At 64.5% G+C, this 18630-nt stretch carries 20 protein-coding genes; 2 read left to right on the forward strand and 18 right to left on the reverse strand.

Features of this window, described 5'->3' with window-relative positions; genetic code table 11:
- Positions 1-170: 170 nt before the first annotated feature.
- The 15 genes from dhaK to ACE103_RS38170 form a co-directional block, all read right to left on the reverse strand.
- Positions 171-1154 carry a dihydroxyacetone kinase subunit DhaK gene (gene dhaK / locus ACE103_RS38100; protein WP_223966726.1) on the reverse strand — a complete coding sequence of 328 codons (984 nt, stop codon included), beginning with the start codon at positions 1152-1154 and terminating at the stop codon, positions 171-173.
- A 133-nt stretch (positions 1155-1287) separates the two neighbouring features.
- A complete protein-coding gene (locus ACE103_RS38105) occupies positions 1288-1710 on the reverse strand; it encodes a hypothetical protein (RefSeq protein ID WP_050405512.1) in 423 nt (140 codons plus the stop codon).
- On the reverse strand, positions 1703-3322 hold the full coding sequence (gene ptsP / locus ACE103_RS38110) for a phosphoenolpyruvate--protein phosphotransferase (protein WP_375777183.1): 1620 nt from the start codon (positions 3320-3322) through the stop codon (positions 1703-1705). The genes ACE103_RS38105 and ptsP overlap by 8 nt, the downstream gene beginning before the upstream one ends.
- Position 3323: 1 nt before the next feature.
- Positions 3324-3626 (reverse strand): HPr family phosphocarrier protein, encoded by a 303-nt coding sequence (locus ACE103_RS38115; RefSeq protein ID WP_375777184.1) that lies wholly within the window; start codon positions 3624-3626, stop codon positions 3324-3326.
- A gap of 31 nt (positions 3627-3657) precedes the next feature.
- Entirely contained in the window at positions 3658-4050 is a 393-nt protein-coding gene (dhaM, locus tag ACE103_RS38120) for a dihydroxyacetone kinase phosphoryl donor subunit DhaM (protein ID WP_375777185.1), read from the reverse strand.
- Positions 4047-4670, reverse strand: coding sequence for a dihydroxyacetone kinase subunit DhaL (gene dhaL / locus ACE103_RS38125; RefSeq protein ID WP_375777186.1), 624 nt, complete (start codon positions 4668-4670; stop codon positions 4047-4049). Before dhaL ends, dhaM begins: the two co-directional genes overlap by 4 nt.
- A 21-nt stretch (positions 4671-4691) precedes the next feature.
- Positions 4692-5717 (reverse strand): ABC transporter ATP-binding protein, encoded by a 1026-nt coding sequence (locus ACE103_RS38130; RefSeq protein ID WP_375777187.1) that lies wholly within the window; start codon positions 5715-5717, stop codon positions 4692-4694.
- Positions 5710-6807 carry an ABC transporter ATP-binding protein gene (locus ACE103_RS38135; RefSeq protein ID WP_223966722.1) on the reverse strand — a complete coding sequence of 366 codons (1098 nt, stop codon included), beginning with the start codon at positions 6805-6807 and terminating at the stop codon, positions 5710-5712. Before ACE103_RS38135 ends, ACE103_RS38130 begins: the two co-directional genes overlap by 8 nt.
- Positions 6808-6811: 4 nt before the next feature.
- Positions 6812-7012, reverse strand: coding sequence for a hypothetical protein (locus ACE103_RS38140; protein WP_375777188.1), 201 nt, complete (start codon positions 7010-7012; stop codon positions 6812-6814).
- A complete protein-coding gene (locus tag ACE103_RS38145) occupies positions 7009-7971 on the reverse strand; it encodes a carbohydrate ABC transporter permease (protein ID WP_342709202.1) in 963 nt (320 codons plus the stop codon). The genes ACE103_RS38140 and ACE103_RS38145 overlap by 4 nt, the downstream gene beginning before the upstream one ends.
- On the reverse strand, positions 7968-8942 hold the full coding sequence (locus ACE103_RS38150; RefSeq protein ID WP_223966718.1) for a carbohydrate ABC transporter permease: 975 nt from the start codon (positions 8940-8942) through the stop codon (positions 7968-7970). The genes ACE103_RS38145 and ACE103_RS38150 overlap by 4 nt, the downstream gene beginning before the upstream one ends.
- Before the next feature lie 75 nt (positions 8943-9017).
- On the reverse strand, positions 9018-10376 hold the full coding sequence (locus ACE103_RS38155; RefSeq protein WP_375777189.1) for an ABC transporter substrate-binding protein: 1359 nt from the start codon (positions 10374-10376) through the stop codon (positions 9018-9020).
- Positions 10377-11000: 624 nt separating this feature from the next.
- Positions 11001-11387: a c-type cytochrome gene (locus ACE103_RS38160; RefSeq protein WP_375777190.1), complete on the reverse strand. Its 387-nt coding sequence runs from the start codon at positions 11385-11387 to the stop codon at positions 11001-11003.
- A gap of 13 nt (positions 11388-11400) precedes the next feature.
- Positions 11401-13368, reverse strand: a complete 1968-nt coding sequence (locus ACE103_RS38165; protein ID WP_375777191.1) for a thiamine pyrophosphate-binding protein — start codon at positions 13366-13368, stop codon at positions 11401-11403.
- Positions 13369-13635: 267 nt separating this feature from the next.
- Entirely contained in the window at positions 13636-14100 is a 465-nt protein-coding gene (locus ACE103_RS38170; RefSeq protein ID WP_375777192.1) for a RidA family protein, read from the reverse strand.
- Positions 14101-14620: 520 nt separating this feature from the next.
- Here ACE103_RS38170 and ACE103_RS38175 point away from each other — a divergent pair.
- Positions 14621-14872 (forward strand): hypothetical protein, encoded by a 252-nt coding sequence (locus tag ACE103_RS38175; RefSeq protein WP_097673702.1) that lies wholly within the window; start codon positions 14621-14623, stop codon positions 14870-14872.
- A 312-nt stretch (positions 14873-15184) separates the two neighbouring features.
- Here ACE103_RS38175 and ACE103_RS38180 read toward each other — a convergent pair whose 3' ends face one another.
- On the reverse strand, positions 15185-15817 hold the full coding sequence (locus ACE103_RS38180; protein WP_375777193.1) for a TetR family transcriptional regulator: 633 nt from the start codon (positions 15815-15817) through the stop codon (positions 15185-15187).
- A gap of 94 nt (positions 15818-15911) precedes the next feature.
- Here ACE103_RS38180 and ACE103_RS38185 point away from each other — a divergent pair, with 94 nt between their 5' ends.
- Positions 15912-16577, forward strand: coding sequence for an O-methyltransferase (locus ACE103_RS38185; protein ID WP_375777194.1), 666 nt, complete (start codon positions 15912-15914; stop codon positions 16575-16577).
- A gap of 21 nt (positions 16578-16598) precedes the next feature.
- On the opposite strand, the gene ACE103_RS38190 is transcribed toward ACE103_RS38185, so the two are convergent.
- Positions 16599-17939 (reverse strand): tetratricopeptide repeat-containing protein, encoded by a 1341-nt coding sequence (locus tag ACE103_RS38190; RefSeq protein ID WP_375777195.1) that lies wholly within the window; start codon positions 17937-17939, stop codon positions 16599-16601.
- A gap of 12 nt (positions 17940-17951) precedes the next feature.
- Positions 17952-18536, reverse strand: coding sequence for a hypothetical protein (locus ACE103_RS38195; RefSeq protein WP_375777196.1), 585 nt, complete (start codon positions 18534-18536; stop codon positions 17952-17954).
- Between the last annotated feature and the right edge of the window lie 94 nt (positions 18537-18630).

The following is an 18630-nucleotide window of genomic DNA, read 5'->3' on the forward strand; positions in this document are numbered from 1 at the left end:
GGGCTCCGCGTGGCGCAGCCGCGCCAAGACTGCAACGGCGAAACGTGTCCGGCGAAGCTCGAGCGACACGAGAGCGAAGACGGACGGCCTCATTTCGGGTATGGGCCGCAGATTCCAATATCAGTCCTTTTGAGCTGCGCCGACATCCATGCGGCCGACAGCCGCGGCGATCACCATTTCAATGCGGCCGTACGCACCGGGGCGTCCCACAACGCCGACGTCTCGGCATCGAGCAGGCTCACGGTCAGCGAACAGCCGGCCATGTCCAACGAGGTGACGTAGCTGCCGACCAGCGAGCGCGCGATGCGCAGGCCGCGGCTCTCGAGCATGCGGCGCGCGGCGTTGTACATCAGATAGAGCTCGATCGTCGGGGTGCCGCCGAAGCCGTTGACCAGCAACAAGGCCTCGGAGCCTGCCGGCGCGGCGAGATCGTCGGCGATGGCGGTCGTCATTTCTGACGCAATCGCGTCGGCCTCCGCGAGCTTGACGCGACGGCGGCCCGGCTCGCCATGGATGCCGACGCCCATCTCCATCTCGTCGGCGCCGAGCGTGAAGGTCGGCGTGCCGGCAGCCGGGACCGTGCAGCTGGTCAGCGCCACGCCCATCGAGCGCGTCCGTGCGTTGACGCGCTCGCCGAGCGCCACGCAGGTCTTGAGATCGGCGCCCTTCTCGGCGGCGGCGCCGACGATCTTCTCGACGATCAAGGTGCCGGCGACGCCGCGGCGCCCGATGCTGTAGGTCGATTTCTCAACCGCGACATCGTCATCGGTCACGATGGTGGCGGTGCGGCCTTCGGCGATCTCGGCGGCCATCTCGAAATTCATGCGGTCGCCGGCGTAGTTCTTGACGATGAACAGCACGCCGGCATCGCCCGCGACCGCCTGCGCGGCTTCGACGATCTGGTCGGGCGTCGGCGAGGTGAACACCTGTCCGGGACATGCGGCATCCAGCATGCCGTGGCCGACGAAGCCGGCATGCAGCGGCTCGTGCCCGCTGCCGCCGCCCGAGACCAGCGCGACCTTCCTGCCGTTCAGCTCGCGGCGGCGCACGAATTTGCGCTCGGCGCCCAGCACGACCAGATCGGCATGCGCGGCGGCGAAGCCGTCGAGGCTTTCGCCGAGCACATTGTCGACCGCATTGATGAACTTCTTCATGGTGTCCTCCCCGCTTCGTCCAAAGCTTCGTTCCGATCAATCGGAACGACGCTCCAGGTTGTTGTTTTGACGCGTTTTCTTCACGCGAACCGGTAGCCACTTCGCTCGAAAACGCTTTGGTTGGCGTTTTCGCCTATTTTTCCCGCATGATGCCGATCAGGCGCCGCGTGAATTCCTGCAGCAGCGCGTCGAGCTCGGCGTTGCGCTTGGCGCTGCCGAGATCCGGCAGATGCAATGTCAGCGTCCGCTCATGCGATCCTTCGCTCAGCCGGCCGACGCGGCGTGGATGCGCGCGCGCATAGGCGCGCAAGAAGGCAGTCTTCGCCTGCGGCGGAAAGTGGCAGACATCGAAGATCGTGTTGAGATGCTGCACCGGGATCGGCACCGGATAGGCCGGATTGCTGATCTGGCTGACGAAGCTGCGGTTCTTGCCCATGGCATGGGCGAGGCGCAGCCGCATGCCGGACGGGCGGCTCTCCAGCACCTCCTTGAAGATGCGCTTGTAGGCCGCAACCGCGCCGGCTTCGGGCGCTTCATCGGCCGCCGTGTCAGCCAACACCGCCTCCGCTGCTCAGCCGGTCGATGGTCTGCTTGATCTGCGCCAGCGCCGATGGGTTCACCGACAATTCGCGCAGGCCGCAGTTCAGAAGCGCAGGAACACAGCGCGGATCACCCGCCATGTCGCCGCACAGGCTGACACTGACGCCGGCGCGGCGGCCGTGCTCGGCGGTCCGCGCGATCAGTTCGAGCACTGCGGGATGCAGGGGGTCCATCAGGGGAGCGAGAGCTCCGTTGGAACGATCGCAGGCCAGCACATATTGCGCGAGATCGTTCGAGCCGATCGAGAAGAAAGACGCCTTGAAGCTCGAGATCGCCAGGGCCGCCGCCGGAACCTCGACCATGATTCCGAGATCCGGGAGCATCGCGGCAATGCCGTCCGCCTGCAAGCGCTGCACGATATCGGCGAACAGCTTCCGTCCGGCCTCGAGCTCGTCCGCCGACGTCACCATCGGGAACATAACCTTGAGATTGCGACGGACCGCGGCGCGCGCCAGCGCGCGGAGCTGGACGGCAAAAATCTCGGGCCGGGCGAGGCAAAGCCGCAAGCCGCGCACGCCGAGGAACGGATTGGCCTCGCCATCCAGTGTAAAGCCGGGCACCGGCTTGTCGCCGCCGGCATCGAACGTGCGGATCGTGACGGGCCGCTGGCCGGCCCAGCGCAACACCGCGTCATAGGCCTGGAATTGGGTCTCCTCATCCGGCAGGTCACTCCGCCCAGCGAGCAGGAATTCGGTCCGCATCAGCCCGATGCCGTCGGCATATTGCGCATCCGCATGCTCGAGGTCGTCGACCCGCTGGATATTGATCAGGAGCTTGATGTGTTCGCCGCGCCACGAGGCGGTCGGCCGACGCAGGATCGCGCGCGCGGATGCCCTGCTCTTGCGATGGCTCTCGCGCCGCTTCTCGAAGATGCGCACCTGCTCGGCGCTGGGATCGAGCTCCAGCGTCGCGCCTTCGCCGTCGAGCAGCGCCGTGGCGCCGGCATTGGGAATAGCACCGAGTTGCACGACCATCGGGATGCCGCGCGCCCGCGCCAGCATCGCGACGTGGCTGGTCGGACTGCCGTGCAGCAGCGCCAGGCCGCCGCCGCCGGACCAGTCGATCTCCAGGAAGCGCGACGGTGGCAGGTCGTCGGCACAGACGACGCCTCCGCTCGGGATCTTCAGCGGCTCGCCCTCGTCGCCGCGCAGGATGTGGACCACGCGGTCGCGCAGGTCCGCAAGGTCGGACGAACGCGCCTGCAGATACTCATCCGCCGCCGCATTGTACTCCGCGATGTGCTCGTCGAGCGTCGAGCGCCATGCGACGTCGGCCGGACGCCCCTCGCCGATCGACGCGAAGATCGCCTCGATCAGATCCTCATCCTCCAGCAATGCGACCTGGAATTCGAGGATTTGCGCGGCTTCGCCGCCGGCGCTGGCGGCAAGATCGGCGATCTGCCCGCTTGCGAGATCGATCGCCTTGCGCAAGGCGAGCGCCTCCTCGACCAGCGTGCCGGCCACCCGCTCGCCGCCGGCGCCCGCATCGACGCGGACCAGCGGACCATGGGCAAAGCCGATCGAGGCGGTCCTGCCGCGGTAAGCCGATCCTGCAGCGCCGCCCTGCATGCTAGCCCGCTCCATCCGGAAAATCGCTGGCGACCAGATCGACGAGGGCCGCGACGGCGGCCTCGGCGTCGTCGCCCGATGCCTTGATCTCGATCGTGCTGCCGTGCGCGGCGCGCATCGCCATGATCTTGGCCACGCTCTTGGCGTTGATCCACTCGGGCGCACCCGCGACCCGCACCGAGATCTGCGCCTCGAACTTCTTGGCGAGCTTGGTCAGCTTGACCGCCGGGCGCGCGTGCATGCCCACCGCATGCACCAACCGCACATTGCCGGAGAAGATCTGTCCGTCCGCTTTATCAAGCATACTCATCATCCATCATCGCTTCGCCGACATTTCAGTCGGCAGAGAGTTCTTCGGCCACGGCCTTGACCTGGGCCAGCGAGCTGCCGCCCGCCGCTTCGGTCGCCGCCATCACGGCGCCTTCGACGATCGGTGCGTTGCAGACGACAACGAGATCGCGCCGCGCCGGCTCCAGCATCTCGACCGCCATTTCGCTGTTGGTCTCGGCGCCGCCGAGATCGACCAGCACCGCAACCCCCTTCGGAGACCATGCGTCATTGATGGCGTTGATGATCAGCGGCACGCTGGTGCCCAATCCGCCGTCGGGATTGCCGCCGCAGAACGCCACCTTGACCTCCCTGCCGACCATCTGGCGCACCATGTCGGCGGTTCCCTTGGCGATATCGCTGGAATGCGAGACGATCACGATCCCCACGGTGTCGGTCATGCGCGTGCCTCCAGGCCGGCGCACACCGCCTGCACCAGCACGCAGCTCGACCGCGCGCCGGGATCGACATGCCCGACGCTGGGTGCCCCGAGGAACGACGCGCGTCCCTTGGTGGCCTGCATCGGCGCCGTCCGTTCGACCGCCTCGGTCGCGGTGGTGCGCACCCGCGCGATCAGATCCGGCTGGCCGGCCGCCGTCTTCAACGTCTCCAGCACGGGCACCAGCACGTCCAGCATCGTCTTCTCGCCGACCTGCGAGCGGCCGCGCGCGCTCACAGCGTTCACGGCGCTGCCGAACACATCGGCGAGATCCTCGGGCAGGTGCTTGTCGTGCGACAGCGCCTCGCCGGCGGCAAGAAAGAAGCTGCCATAGAGCGGCCCCGAGGCGCCGCCGACCGTCATCACCAGGGTCTTGCCGATCATCTTCAGCGCTTCGTCGAGCGGCTGCGCCGAGATCACATCGAGCTTGCCGAGCACGGCTTCGCAACCGCGCTTCATGTTGGTCCCGTGGTCGCCATCGCCGATCGCCTGATCCAGGCTGGTCAGCTCCGGCGCGCTGGCGATGACCTGCTCTGCGGCCGCCTTGACCAACGACTTCAATGTCTCTGATGGCACCGACATCTCCTCGATCCTCTCGCCCCTCTAATGAACCGCGGCGGCAATGCGCTGCCCGGCGCGGTCGAAACACAACGGACGCACCAGATGCAAGTCGACCTCCTGGCCGGCCTGCAGTGGCTGATGCGGATCCGCCAGCGTCACCAGCGTCTCGCCCTTATAGTCCAGATGAATATGATTCTGCTCGCCGAGGTGCTCGACCCGATGCACGCGGCCGACCATCTGCCCGCCGTTACGCGCGGCGAGCTGAAGATGCTCGGTGCGAATACCGACCGTCTCGGTTCCGGCAGGCATCGCGACATCGGCGAGCAGGCGCGCCGGCAGGAAGTTGATCTGCGGCGTGCCGAGCCGCGAGGCGACATAGCTGCTGGACGGGCTTTCGTAGATCTCCCGGGGCGTGCCGAGCTGAAGCAACTGACCGTCCCTGATCACGCCGATGCGCGAGGCCATCGTCATCGCCTCGACCTGATCGTGGGTGACGTAGAGGATGGTCGCGCCGAGCTCGATCTGGATCCGCTTGAGCTCGAGCCGCAGCTCGGCGCGGAGCTTTGCGTCGAGCGAGGAGAGCGGCTCGTCCATCAGATAGATCGAGGGATCGCGGACCAGGGCCCGGCCGATCGCGACGCGCTGCATCTCGCCGCCGGACAGCCGGGTGGCGCGGTTGTTCAGCTTGCTTGCGATATGCAGCAGCTCCGCGGTCTGCTCGACGCGCTTGCGGATGATCGGCTCCGCCACCCGCCGCGCGGGAGAGCGCAGCGGAAACGCCAGATTGTCGTAGACCGTGAGATGCGGATACAGCGAGTATTGCTGGAACACGAAGGCAATGTCCCGCGAGCCCGGCGGATCCTGCGTCACATCGCGCCCGTCGATCATCACAGAGCCCGTATCGGGGCTCTCCAGTCCGGTGATCAGCCGCAAAGTCGTGGTCTTGCCGGCGCCGCTCGGCCCGAGCAGGACCAGGAACTCGCCGTCGTTCACCGTCAGCGAGAGATCGCGGACGGCTTCGATCGCGCCGAAGCGCTTGTTGACGTTGCGCAGGGTGACGTCAGCCATGGCGCGCGCCCTCCGCGCTCGCGGTCCGGATCGCACGGCCGCTGCCGATGTCGAACAGCGCCAGCCGCTCGGCATTGAATTCGAGACCGATGGTTTCACCGATCTGCACCGATGCACTTGAAGACAGCCGCGCCGCGACCCGGCCATAGGCCGTGTCGACGGTGACGATCTGGGTGGTGCCGAGATATTCCGCGCCGAACACCTCGCCGCGAACAGCGCCCGCGTCGGCGAAGCGGATATGCTCCGGACGGACGCCGAGCGCCAGCGGCGCGCTGGCGCGGTCCTCACGAATTTCTGGCACCGCAAGCCTGGTGTCGTGGAAGCTGACCGCGCGATCGCCGGATCGCAAGCCGCCCTCGAAACGCAGGAAGTTCATCGGCGGCGAGCCGATGAAATCGGCGACGAACATGCTCGCGGGCCGGTCGTAGACCTCCTGCGGCGTGCCGATCTGCTCGACACGGCCCTTGTTCATGACGGCGATCTGGTCGGCCATCGACATCGCCTCGAGCTGGTCGTGCGTGACATAGACCGTGGTCGCCTTGATGCGATCGTGCAGGTCGCGCAGCTCGCCGCACATCAGATGGCGAAACTCGGCATCGAGCGCGCCCAGCGGCTCGTCCATCAGGAACGCCTTCGGCCGCCGCACCATGGCCCGCCCGAGCGCGACGCGCTGCCGGTCGCCGCCCGAAAGCTTCGAGGTCTTGCTCGACAGCAGGTGCTCGATCCGCAACATCCGCGCGGTCTCCTGCACCCGCTCGCGGATCTCGCGCCGGCCCATGCCCTGGCACTTCAGGGGAAAGCCGATGTTCTCCCCGACATTCATGTGCGGATAGAGCGCGAACAGCTGGAACACGAAGGCGATATCGCGCGCGGCAGCACGGTGGAACGTGACGTCCTCGCCATCGAGCAGGATCTTGCCTTCGGTCGGCAGCTCGAGGCCGGCGATCATGCGCAAGGTGGTGGTCTTGCCGCAGCCGGATGGCCCGAGCATTGCGAAGAACGTGCCGTCATCGATCGTGAAGGTCGAGCCTTCAACCGCGGTGAACTGATCGAACGACTTGCGCAGGTTTTCGATGCGGATCTGTGCCATGGCGCTATTCCGGAAAATGGCTGACGATGACGAAGCCGATCGTGCCGGCAAGGATCGTCACGAAGGAGTAACTGTAGAGATCGATCGACCAGGGCTGCACCAGCATGACGATGCCGCCTCCGATCAGGGTCATTGCGACGGCCTCCCACGGCCCGCGACGAAACCAGCGCGCCACGCCAGCCTTGGCAATCACAGAGCCGCTCATTTGCGCACCGCTCCGAAGGTGATGCCGCGCAGCAGATGCTTGCGCAACAGCACGGTGAACATGACGATCGGGACGACGAACAGCGTGGTCGCGGCGGCAACCGCCGGCCAATCCTGTCCGCCCTCGCCGATGATGAAGGGGATGAAAGGCGGCATGGTCTGCGCCTCGCCGCTGGTCAGCAGCACCGCGAAGGCATACTCGTTCCAGGAGAAGATCAGGCAGAAGATCGCGGTCGCCGCAATTCCGGTGACGGCCTGCGGCAGCACCACCTTACGCAACGCCTGCAGCCGCGTATAGCCGTCGACCAGCGCCGCCTCCTCATACTCGCGCGGGATCTCGTCGATGAAACCCTTGAGCAGCCAGACCGCGAGCGAGACGTTCACGGCGGTGTAGAGCAGGATCATGCCGAGCCGCGTGTCGGTCAGATTGAGCTGCCGGTACATCAGATAGATCGGGATCGCCACCGCGACCGGCGGCATCATGCGCGTCGAGAGAATGAAGAACAGCAGATCGTCCGCCAGCGGAATGCGGAAGCGCGAGAATGCGTAAGCCGCGAGCGTGCCGAGGAAGACCGCGAGGAAGGTCGAGCCGAAGCCGATGATCAGCGAGTTGACGAAGCGCGGCACGACCTTGGACGGCCCGGCGATCACCATGTCCCGCTTGCGCACCAGCTTGTCGTACCAGGTCTCCGGCGGCGGCAGCTTGGCGATGAAGTCCGGCGTCTGCCGCGTCCGCACCGTGAACAGGTTCACATAGCCTTCGAGGGTCGGCTCGAAGATCACCTTGGGCGGATAGGCAATGGCGTCGCTCTGCGACTTGAACGCGGTAGCGACGATCCACAGCAGCGGCAGGATCGTGATCACGGCGTACAGGATGACGAAGCCGCCGGCGAACGCCTTGGTGCGCGGCGAGGCCTCGACGATCGAATGCGCAGTGGATTTGGTGGCGGCAGCGGTCATCGTTGCTTCACCTTGTTGAGCGTCTTGACGTAGATGTTGGCGGCACCGAACACGGTCACGAACAGGATGATGGCGAGCGCCGACGAATAGCCGGTGCGCCATTTCTCGAACGCCGCGCGCTTCAGCGAGATCGACACCAGCTCAGTGGTCGAGCCCGGCCCGCCCGAGGTCAGGAGATTGACCATGTCGAACATCTTGAAGTTCTCGATCGCACGGAACAGCACCGCGAGCATCAGGAACGGCACCGTCATCGGCAGCGTGATCGACCAGAACTGCCGCCAGGGCGAGGCACGATCGACTTCCGCGGCCTCATAGATGTAGTCGGGGATCGAGCGCAGCCCGGCGAGGCAGATCAGCATCACGTAGGGCGCCCACATCCAGGTATCGACCAGCACGATGGTCCACGGCGCAAGCGACACCTGCCCGGTCATGCTGAACGAGCTCGGCGGCACACCGGTGAACAGGCTGATCAGATAGTTGAACGGCCCGATCTGCGGCTGCAGCAGCAGCGTCCAGAAATTGCCGACCACCGCCGGCGACAGCATCATCGGCAGCAGGATGATCGTGGTCCAGAAGCTGTGGCCGCGAAACTGACGGTTAATCAAAAGCGCGAGGCCGAAGCCGACGACCACCTGCAACGCCACCGACGAGATCACGAACTGCGCCGTTGTCTGCAGGCGGAACCAGACGTCCTCGTCGGTGAGGATGTCCCTGAAATTGTCGAGGCCAACGAACCGCAGCGGCAGATAGGACATGCTGAGGTTGAGGTTGGTGAAGGACAGCCGGATCATCCAGATCAGCGGAAAGATGTTGATCGCGAGCAGCAGCGCAATCGTCGGCGCGACGAACAGCCAGGCTATGGCCCGGTCCGACAGGCCGTGGACACGCCGCCCGGCGCGGGATTTAACAGGCTTGCTCACGCCTGGGATCGTAGCATGATCGGGTTGGAGGATCGTCGTCATCGTGTCCATCAGCTGGGCTGGGCCGGTTCGGATTCCCCGAGGCGGCCCTCGGGGAATCCAGTTCAGATGAAGTGTGGGCGGACGCTATTGCGAGGCGACTTCCTTGCCTTGCTCCTTGAATACCTTGGTCCAGTCCTTGACCAGGAGATCGAGCGCCTGCTGTGACGTGCCCTTGTCGGCCACGACGTAGTCATGCACTCGCTTCTGCATGTCGAGCAGCAGCTGCGCGTAGGACGGCTCAGCCCAGAAGTCCTTCACGATACCCATCGACTCCAGGAATTGCGGCGCGAACGCCGCGCTCTTGGGGAAGTCGGGCGCGTCGACCACCGCCTTGAGCGCCGAGTAGCCGCCGATCTGCCACCACTTCTGCTGCACGGCGGGCTGCGCGAACCACTTGATGTAGGCGAGCGCGTCGTCTTTGTGGTCGGAGGTTGCCACCACCGAGATGCCCTGCCCGCCGAGTTGCGTGAAGTGCCCCTTCGGACCAGCCGGATTGACGAAGAAGCCGATCTTGTCGCCGCCGACATTCGGATCCTTGTAGAGGCCGGGGAAGAACGCGAACCAGTTCATCTGCATCGCGACCTGGCCGGACTTGAAGGCATCAAGCCCTTCCTGCATGTAGGCGTTGGTCATGCCCGGCGCCGTGCAGCACTTGTAGAGCTCCTTGTAGAACTCGAGCCCCTTGGCAGCGTCGGCGGAATTGACGATGCCCTGCATCTGGTACGCCTTCTTCGGATTGTCGTAAGCGAAGCCGTAATTGTAGAGCACGTTGGTCACGCCCATCGTGATGCCTTCCGAGCCGCGCTCGGTGAAGATGTAGGCGCCATAGACCTTCTTGCCGTCGATGTCGCGCCCCTGGAAGAACTCGCCGATCTGCTTCAGCTCGTCATAGGTCTTCGGCGGTGCCAGATCGCGGCCGTACTTGGCCTTGAACGCGGATTGGATCTCGGGCCGCGAGAACCAGTCCTTGCGGTAGGTCCAGCCCACCGCATCGGCCATGGCCGGCAGCGCCCAGTAGTTCGGCGTGTTCTTCGGCCACTGCGAGTAGCCGACGACGGTCGCCGGGACGAAATCGTCCATCGAGATCTTCTCTTTGTCGAAGAAATCGTTGAGCTTGACGTACCACTTGTTCTCGGCGGCGCCGCCGATCCATTGGCTGTCGCCGATGATCAGGTCGCAGAGCTTGCCGTGCGAGTTGAGCTCGTTGAGGAAGCGATCGGCATAGCTCGTCCAGGGGACGAACTCGTATTTCATCTCGATACCGGATTGCTTGGTGAAGTCCTTGCCCAGTTCGACCAGTGCGTTGGCCGGATCCCATGCCGCCCAGCACAGCGTGAGCTGTTTGCCTTGTGCTGCGGCTTGCCCGCCGCCGAGACCGCCAAGTGCTGCGGCCGCAACGACCGCGGACGCCACCGTACTGCGTAACCATCCCAATCTTCGCATATCCATTTCCTCCCTATCGTTGAAGCACCTAACTCGCCCGGCGCATCCATGCCGGATTGACGCCGAGACTTCGAAAACCGAGTTGATGAGCGATGATGGAGAGCGAGACTGAACGCGTCCGGGCATCGGGGTCCGGATGGCGGGGCTCCTCCCACGCATCAGCTCGATGCGGGATGTTTATCGTTTTTGTAATACTAAACGTATTACTAAATTCAGGAACCCGTCAAGCGGGTTTCTCACGAACCTCAGGAGAAGCTGTCCGCGCTGTCCAGCGCGAGATTATCGCTGCAGTGCACCAACGCCGATAGTGGAAAGCACCCAGCGCCCGGCTCTGCCCGATGTTTAGTGGATCATTTTACTGAACGTTCAGCGCAATGGCGAACGCTCTACCTGCGTCGCCTTGCGCCATCTGAAACGAGCGTTGGCCAACGCCCCGCCCGTTTCGCATCACCTCGTCAAAGCAAGGCGAACGCGATCGAGCAGAGCCAATCGCGAAGCGTGATCGACAAACGTGTATTGCATCGCGTGGCACCGCCACGCGTGGGCTGCAAGGGCGAAGCGCATCCGGCGAAGCGAAAGCGCGCGAGAGCGACGGCGGAACGGACCAGCGCTTCGCGAACTGCCTCACTGGTTCAGGATCGGCGGAATATCCTTGGCCGCCTTCGGTCCCGGCAGCGTGCTGAGATAGGCGTGGATGTCGGCGGCATCCTTGTCAGACAGCACGTCGGCGGAGAATGACGGCATGTCGTTCGGCGCCTCGCGCAGGAAGGCGATGAAGGACTCCACCGGCAGCGCGATCTGCGCCAGCGCAGGCGTCAGGTAGTTGAAACGGCCGCCCTGCCCGGCGCGGCCGTGGCATTCGAAGCAGCCGTCGGCAAGATAAAGCCGCTTGCCGTTGACGGCATCACCGGCCGGCGCGTCCTCGGCGCGCGATGCAACGATGCCGCCAGTCGCGAAAGCTCCCGCGAACGCGGCAACGGCGGCAAGATGCTTTACGGAAATCTTCATCATCGCCACCTCCGCTTCACCGCTGATCCATCACGACGTCGAGCAGCGCCGGCTGGCCGCTCTTGACCATGGCGATGGCGCGCTTCAGCGCCGGCGCCAGCGCATTCGGATCGCTGATCGGTCCCTCGCCATAGACGCCGAACCCCTTGGCGACGGCCGCATAGTCGACGAAGGGATCCTTGATCGTGGTGCCGATATCAGCGTTGGTGATGCCGCGGCCGTGGCGCGCGGCCATCGCCTGGAGATACATGTATTCCTGATGGTAGGCCCGATTGTTGTGCACGATGTAGAGCATCGGAATCTGATGGTGCGCGGCCGTCCAGAGCGTCGACGGCACGAACATGAAGTCGCCGTCACCGCCGATCGCAACCGTCAGCCGGCCGTGCCGCTTGTTGGCGAGCGCAGCCCCGAGCGAGGCCGGCAGGGTGTAGCCGACGCCACCGCCGCCGGAACCGCCGTTCCATTGATACGGCTTGGTGAAATTCCACAGCCGATGCGGCCATGACAGGCCGATCGAGGTGCCGACCAGCGACCAGTCCTCATCCTTGATCTGGCTGTAGAGCTCGGCGCACAGCCGCGCCGTGGTGATCGGGCTCGCGTCCCAGCCGATCGTGGCGTCGAGCTTCGCCTGCTCGACGGTGGCGAGCTTGACGGCCGCGAGCTTCTTGCCGCGTGCGTCGAGCGCGGCCTTGCGTCCCTCGTCGATCCTGCGCTTGACCTGCTCGGTCAAGGCCGGCAGGCTCGCCTCGGCATCACCAGCGATGTCGAGATCGACCTCCTGATAGCGGCCAAGGTCCTGGTAGTTGGCCTTCATGTACAGGCCGCGGGTGCCGAGCGTGACGATCTTGGCCGACTTCTTGTAGCGCGGCTCAGAGGTACGCACGATGCGATCGTGGAAATCGCTGAGCGAGCCCCAGATGTCGTTGACCTCCAGCGCCAGGATCAGATCGGCCTGCGACAGGATGGAGCGGCGGAACGACTGGTTCAGCGGGTGGCGCGAAGGAAAATTCATCCGCCCGAAATTATCGATCACGGCGCATTGCAGGGTTTCCGCAAGCTCCACCAGGCGCGGCATGCCGGCGGGCGTGCGCGCCATCCGGTCGCACAGGATCACCGGATTGTCCGCCGCGACCAGCATTTTGGCGAGCTCGGCCAGCGCCGCGTCGTCGCCCTGCGGCGGCAGCGCCGGAGTGAATTTCGGGATGCGGAGGCGGTCGCGATTCTCGATCGGGTTTTCCTGCAGCTCCTGGTCGAGCGACAGCATCACCGGCGCCATCGGCGGCGTGGTTGATATCTTGTAGGCGCGCAGCGCCGATTCCGCGAAATGCTGCAGCGAGGCTGGCTGGTCGTCCCACTTGACGAAGTCGCGGGTCAGCGCCGCGGGGTCGATTGCCGAATGCGGCCATTCGGCGCCCGGTGCGCGCTTGTCGGCTTCCATGATGTTGCCGCCCATCACGATGACCGGGACGCGGTCGCACCAGGCGTTGTACATCGCCATCGATGCATGCTGCAGACCGACCACGCCATGGCAGATCATGGCAAGCGGCTTGCCCTCGATCTTGGCGTAGCCCTGGCCCATATGCACGGCGATCTCTTCATGCGGACAGGTGATGATCTCGGGCTTCTTGTTGCCGCCATGATTGATGATGGCCTCATGCAGTCCGCGGAAGCTCGAGGCGCAATTCATCGCGAGGTAATCGATGTCGAGCGTCTTGAGCACGTCGACCATGAAGTCGCCGCCGCTCGAGGTCTGATTGACCGGATCGGCCGGCGGCGGCAGCGCATCGGCCGCCGCAAGCCTCGGGCCGGGGAGCGCAGCCTTGAGCGCTTCCTTGGGACGCTGTTCGGCAATGCCTGACATTGCAGTGTTGGCGGCGGCGGGGGCAGCCAGCGCCGCCGCACCGGCGGCGGTTGCACCCTTCAGGAAATTTCGGCGGCCGGAATCGAGCGCGCCTGCGCGGCGCTTTTCGCTGCGTTTCGACATGGTGTCCTCTCCGGGAACTTAGACCAGATGCCTACGAGCTCATTGCTTGTTGGCATGAGTGTCGTCCCGAAGCTCCGCAGCCGTCAATACACAGACGCGTAAGCGTGCAACTTTTGGCTGAGGTGCTACGCGAAATTGGCATGGGAAGAGGAAGACGCGCTTCGCGCCTAAAGCGCGATGAGATTGAGTTGAATCGTCATCGCGCTTTAGCTTGTTGTTTGAGCATGATCTTTCGGAAAACCGCTTCGCACTTTTCCGGATCATGCTCTAGCGCGCCAGCGCTGCGATCAACTCGACTTCGATCGATGCGTTGCGCGGAAGCTGCGCGACGCCAACGCTCGTCCTGGTGTGCAGTCCCCGTTCCGGACCGAACAGCTCCATGATGAGCTTCGACGCTCCGTCGGCGACTGCCGTCTGACCGCTGAAATCCGCGGCGCTGTGCACGAACACCGTGAGCTTCAGGATCTGCGTGACATGATCGAGCGACCCGAGATGCGCCTTGATCGCGGCCAATCCGCGGATCAGCGCCAGCCGTGCACCCCGCTTGGCTTCCTCCAGTGTGACATCACGGCCAACCTGGCCGACGACATGCACCTTGTCGCCGTCGCGCGGAAGCTGACCGCTGACATAGATCGTGTCGCCATGGACCACCACCGGCGCGTAGGCGCCGCCGGCCGCCGCCGACATCGGCAGCTCGATGTTGAGTTCATTCAGACGTTGCTCGAGATTCACGATTGCATGCCAGCGAACTGGCCCTCCTGTCCGGACCGTGGCGGCTCCTGAGCGAAGCGGAGCTCCGTCTGCTGCCGGGCGCTTCTGTTAACCCGGTTCTGCAGGACGCGGTACCTACGAACATGCTCTCGGAGCAATTCTGCCTGTATCAGCGCTTCGTGAGGCGCTTCAGATACGCGCAGAACATGCCGGCCATGTGTGTGCCGCCAGACGGGATTTGGCTGCCATATTTTGGCCATAGCCCGTTTCTTAAAAGCCCGTGCGGGCCATGTCCCCGCCTCTGTTTTGCGTCGCCTGACCGATGCGGTCGCTTCGCAACCAAATCGCAGATCATCGCTGCGTCCCTCTCACAATCAGGATGGCCTGCCAACAACAAGAGGACTTTGTAATGCGTAAAACTCTCGCGGCTGTCGCCGTGCTTTTGGCCTTCGCTTCATCTACTGCTGAAGCTCGCGGCCGTCATCACCATTATCGACACCATGCACATTCCGGCCGCCCGGCCGCGTGGTGCGGGTGGTTCATGCGTACGCAGGTCGGCAGCGATCCGGGTCCGCAATACAATCTGGCGCGATCCTGGGCGCGATACGGCAGCAATGCAGGCGGCCCCTCGGTCGGCGCGATCGTCGTCTGGCGTCACCATGTCGGCAAGATCGTGGGTCACGAGAATGGCCAGTGGATAGTCCAGAGCGGTAACGACGGGCATGCCGTGCGCACGCGGCCGCGCTCACTGGCCGGCGCCATCGCGTTCCGAAACGCCTACGCCTCGTTCTAAGGGAACCTCGAGGCGATATACGAACCATTCATCATCGCGGCTTACGCTGCCGCGGGGTTTCGCCCTGAAGCCCTCAGACGGGCGCCGTCACCTGCGTTGACCTGGTGGCGGCGCCTTTTTCAGGAATGCATTGGTTTGGCTCGGAAACCGAGGAAAGTTGCGGCGGCCTCTCAGACTGCCTCTTATTGGTCGGCCGCTTACATGAGTTTCTGCAATGGCGCGGCCGTTTTCGCTGTGACCGGCGGCGTGCTCGGGTTTCTGCTTGTCGCCAAGCACTACACGTGAACGACGGCCGGATCGACGGTGGGCGCTTCAGCGCTTTCCAACACTCCTGAGATACGCGCAGAACATGTCGGCCATCGCGTCCGCGTAGCTCTCGATCTCGGCCTGACTTCGCGGGCCTTCCGAAAAATTCTTGCCGACCGTGCTCATCGTCGTCGAGATGAGAGCGCTGGCCATCGCACGCGCGGCATCTGACGACTTCGGCAATGCCTCGCGCATGAAGACTTCGACGATGCGCTCGCCGGTTGCCCTCACCTCGCGCGCCTCGGGCGCGTCGCGATAGAGCGGCGCGGCGTCGTTTAGTGCGACGCGCACCGCGGCCTCCTCGCATTCGGAGCGGATGAAGGTGTGTACCAACGAACGCAGCCGCGCCAATGGTGGCCGCGTGCGGTCTGCGAGAATGTCGCGCAGCAGGCTGGAGTTCTGCCGCCACTCATCGCTCTGCAGCCGGAACAGGATCGACGCCTTGTTCGGAAAATACTGGTACAGCGAGCCGACACTGACGCCGGCCCGCTCGGCCACCCGCGCCGTAGTGAAACGCTGCGCGCCCTCCTTGGTCAGAACCTGAACAGCGGCATCGAGAATCGCCGCGACGAGCTCGGCGGAGCGGGCCTGTTGCGGCTGTTTTCGCGAGGAAATTGAAGAGCTTCGCCGTTCGATCATGAACGCCCTGGGGAATGCGATTAGCGAATGCGAATAATTATTCGTATTTCTGGCGGGGCGCAAGGACGCGCCGCTTTTTTGACCAGAGACCCACATGACCACCCTCAATTCACCTGAGCTCGCGGGCCTGCTCGACCGCCTGTTCGAGCAAGCCTCCGCCGCGAGGGAAGAAACCCGGCGCGCGGTGGCCGACCTTTCCGACGAGGAACGGGCGGGCCTGATGCGCAGCAGGACCGACTACCGCGCGCTCTACAGCCGCTTCAACAACGTGCCGCTCGCGGTCTCGCGCGAGACCGGTGCGCTGCTCTACATGCTGGCGCGCGGCGTGCGAGCGCGGAACGTCGTCGAGTTCGGCACCTCGTTCGGCATCTCGACGCTGCATCTCGCCGCCGCGCTGCGCGACAATGGCGGCGGCCGGCTGATCACATCCGAGTTCGAGCCGTCCAAGGTGGCGCGTGCCCGGGACAATCTCGTCGCCGGCGGTCTCTATGACCTGGTCGAGATCCGCGAGGGCGACGCACTGACGACGCTGCGCACCGATCTGCCCGAGACGGTTGACCTCGTGCTGCTCGACGGCGCCAAGGCGCTCTACCCCGACATCCTCGATCTCGTGGAGAGCCGCCTAAAGCCGGGCGCCTTCGTCGTCGCCGACAATGCCGATTACAGCCCCGACTATCTGGCACGGGTGCGTTCGCCGGCGAACGGCTACATGTCGACGCCGTTCGGCGAAGACGTCGAGCTGTCGATGCGGCTGGGCTGAGGTGGATGCCCCGGCGCGCGGTCAGGCCGTCTTGATCTTGCCGACGATGGCGGACAATCGCGCGCGCTTGGCGGGATCGGCGACCTGTGCGACCGTTTGCTCAAGGTCGCTCAGCACGCCATTCACCTTCCATCTGGCTGGACCTTCGGCAATAACGGCGTCCGCGAGTTCATCGGCCTTGTCGGGCTCGCCGAGATCGAAGGCCGCCGCGAGCAGCGTCGGACGCAGCCATTCGTCAGCGATCTGCATTCGCCTCGCCCGCTCGCAGGCGGCGATCACCAGCCGCAGGACCGATTGCGCGCGCTCCTCGTCGCCTGCGCTTCCCCGCGTGCGATAGAGACGAGGTAGATTGCTGGAGCAATAATAGGCGTTGAGGTCGAGCTCCATGCCCTGCTGATAACAGTCGATCGCTTTCTCGAGCTCCTGGTTGCGTTCGGGAGAGCCGGCTGGTGCGGCTCTGGCGAGGCGCTTGTGGCGGCCACCCATCAGACCGAGCCGCTCCGGCGTCGGTCCCGCGAAATCAATCAATGTCTGGATCTCGGCAATGGCCTGGATGTCGTCGCCGGCCTGGGCCGCAGCAAATGCGCGATTCTCCTGCACTTCAGGCTCGTCGGAGAAGCGGTCGGGAAGCTTGCCGATGAAATCCAGCACGATGTTCCAGTCGGCGGCATCATTGACGCAGTCGCGCAGCATCAGCAACAAAGCGAGCGCCTTTGCATAAGTGGTGGGCGGGCTTCCCTCGGTCGCGATCAGCGCTTGGGCCCGTGCCATGCGCTGATCTGTGGGCGCCGCGCGCACCGCGCGTATCTTGGTCTGAAACGCGGCTTGCTCAGCGAGTTGGCTCCGCATCGTCATCGCCTTGCGCGGATCGACCTTGTCGGGATAGCCCGGGATCGACTGGTGCATCGGCGAAATCCCGTCAGCAAGCGCCTTGATGGGCTCCTTGATGGCGGCCTGCATGGCGGCGGCGGTCGCCTCGGTGATCTCGCCCTCGGGCAGCGGATAGCGGACGGTTCGCATCTGGACGACATCGAACAATTGCTTGGACCAGTCGGCCGCAAGCAGCACGCATCCTGTCTTCTGTGACGCGTGGCGGATACCGACCTCGTAGTAGACGTTGCCGTTCGGAATCGTCATGTCGGCCAGCACGAGATCGGCGAAGTAGATCCGTTCCAGCATTTCACTGACGATCAATGCGCTGGTGTCCTGGTCGGCACGCACCGGCTGATAACCGAGTGCCTTGATGGCGGGTACGTAGGCGCGATCCCAGAGCGCGTTGAAATCGATCTCGGCCGGACCAAACTTGGGGTCGGCCTGGGTCGGCTTGCGACCGTAAGGCATGATCATGAAACAAGACGGCATCTTGCAAATCCTTCAGTCCCATAATTTTCTCGTATCCAGCCAGTAGACCCACGTCGTCTTGCGCCCCGCCTCATCCATCAGGTGCTTGGCGCCGCCGGGTCCATCGCCGCCTTCGCCGTTCCACAGGCAGACAAAGGCGAGCTTCTTGTCGCCAAACCGGGCGGCCCGCTCCAGCATCCATTGATTGTCGCGCTCATAGGCGTTTTCGCCAGCTGGCAGCGGCCCCAGTTCGTCGGGCATGACATGGAGCGTGGCCTTCGATTTCGCCGCGAAATAGCGCGCGCGCCAATTGCCGCCGGCGAAATCGACCGAGCCGGCAAGGAAAGTCGGTTCAGCGAATGGAATATAGATTTCAAGCCGCATGCCCTGCGCGAGGGCGGCTTCCGCAAACAACAGGTCGCCGCCGCAGGCGCCGCCGCAAATGGCGAGATCACCTTTGGTGACACCGATCTTCGCAAGTGCGTCGGCAATCGCAGCGGCGGCCGCGGGCTCCTTGTCCGGTGGAAAGCGTGGCGTTTTTCGATCTGGCGCATCGATCATGTGACCGCTGAAGAGAACCACCGCGTTCGGTGATGTGGCGTCTTGTTCCGTGGCCATCGCGACACCTCGACTCATGATTGGATCATTGTGTCCAGGTGACGAACTTAACTGAAGGCGAATTCCTTGTCGAAGCCGGGGTCCGCGTGTTGTG

The organism is Bradyrhizobium sp. ma5 (assembly GCF_042258955.1).
Classification (GTDB): domain Bacteria; phylum Pseudomonadota; class Alphaproteobacteria; order Rhizobiales; family Xanthobacteraceae; genus Bradyrhizobium.

Coding starts and splice junctions, on each gene's coding strand:
- dhaK (WP_223966726.1), bottom strand. CDS start 1,154: ATGAAGAAGTTCATCAATGCGGTCGACAATGTGCTCGGCGAAAGCCTC.
- ptsP (WP_375777183.1), bottom strand. CDS start 3,322: ATGCAGGGCGGCGCTGCAGGATCGGCTTACCGCGGCAGGACCGCCTCG.
- ACE103_RS38115 (WP_375777184.1), bottom strand. CDS start 3,626: ATGCTTGATAAAGCGGACGGACAGATCTTCTCCGGCAATGTGCGGTTG.
- dhaM (WP_375777185.1), bottom strand. CDS start 4,050: ATGACCGACACCGTGGGGATCGTGATCGTCTCGCATTCCAGCGATATC.
- dhaL (WP_375777186.1), bottom strand. CDS start 4,670: ATGTCGGTGCCATCAGAGACATTGAAGTCGTTGGTCAAGGCGGCCGCA.
- ACE103_RS38130 (WP_375777187.1), bottom strand. CDS start 5,717: ATGGCTGACGTCACCCTGCGCAACGTCAACAAGCGCTTCGGCGCGATC.
- ACE103_RS38135 (WP_223966722.1), bottom strand. CDS start 6,807: ATGGCACAGATCCGCATCGAAAACCTGCGCAAGTCGTTCGATCAGTTC.
- ACE103_RS38140 (WP_375777188.1), bottom strand. CDS start 7,012: ATGAGCGGCTCTGTGATTGCCAAGGCTGGCGTGGCGCGCTGGTTTCGT.
- ACE103_RS38145 (WP_342709202.1), bottom strand. CDS start 7,971: ATGACCGCTGCCGCCACCAAATCCACTGCGCATTCGATCGTCGAGGCC.
- ACE103_RS38150 (WP_223966718.1), bottom strand. CDS start 8,942: ATGGACACGATGACGACGATCCTCCAACCCGATCATGCTACGATCCCA.
- ACE103_RS38155 (WP_375777189.1), bottom strand. CDS start 10,376: ATGCGAAGATTGGGATGGTTACGCAGTACGGTGGCGTCCGCGGTCGTT.
- ACE103_RS38160 (WP_375777190.1), bottom strand. CDS start 11,387: ATGATGAAGATTTCCGTAAAGCATCTTGCCGCCGTTGCCGCGTTCGCG.
- ACE103_RS38165 (WP_375777191.1), bottom strand. CDS start 13,368: ATGTCGAAACGCAGCGAAAAGCGCCGCGCAGGCGCGCTCGATTCCGGC.
- ACE103_RS38175 (WP_097673702.1), top strand. CDS start 14,621: ATGCGTACGCAGGTCGGCAGCGATCCGGGTCCGCAATACAATCTGGCG.
- ACE103_RS38180 (WP_375777193.1), bottom strand. CDS start 15,817: ATGATCGAACGGCGAAGCTCTTCAATTTCCTCGCGAAAACAGCCGCAA.
- ACE103_RS38185 (WP_375777194.1), top strand. CDS start 15,912: ATGACCACCCTCAATTCACCTGAGCTCGCGGGCCTGCTCGACCGCCTG.
- ACE103_RS38190 (WP_375777195.1), bottom strand. CDS start 17,939: ATGCCGTCTTGTTTCATGATCATGCCTTACGGTCGCAAGCCGACCCAG.
- ACE103_RS38195 (WP_375777196.1), bottom strand. CDS start 18,536: ATGGCCACGGAACAAGACGCCACATCACCGAACGCGGTGGTTCTCTTC.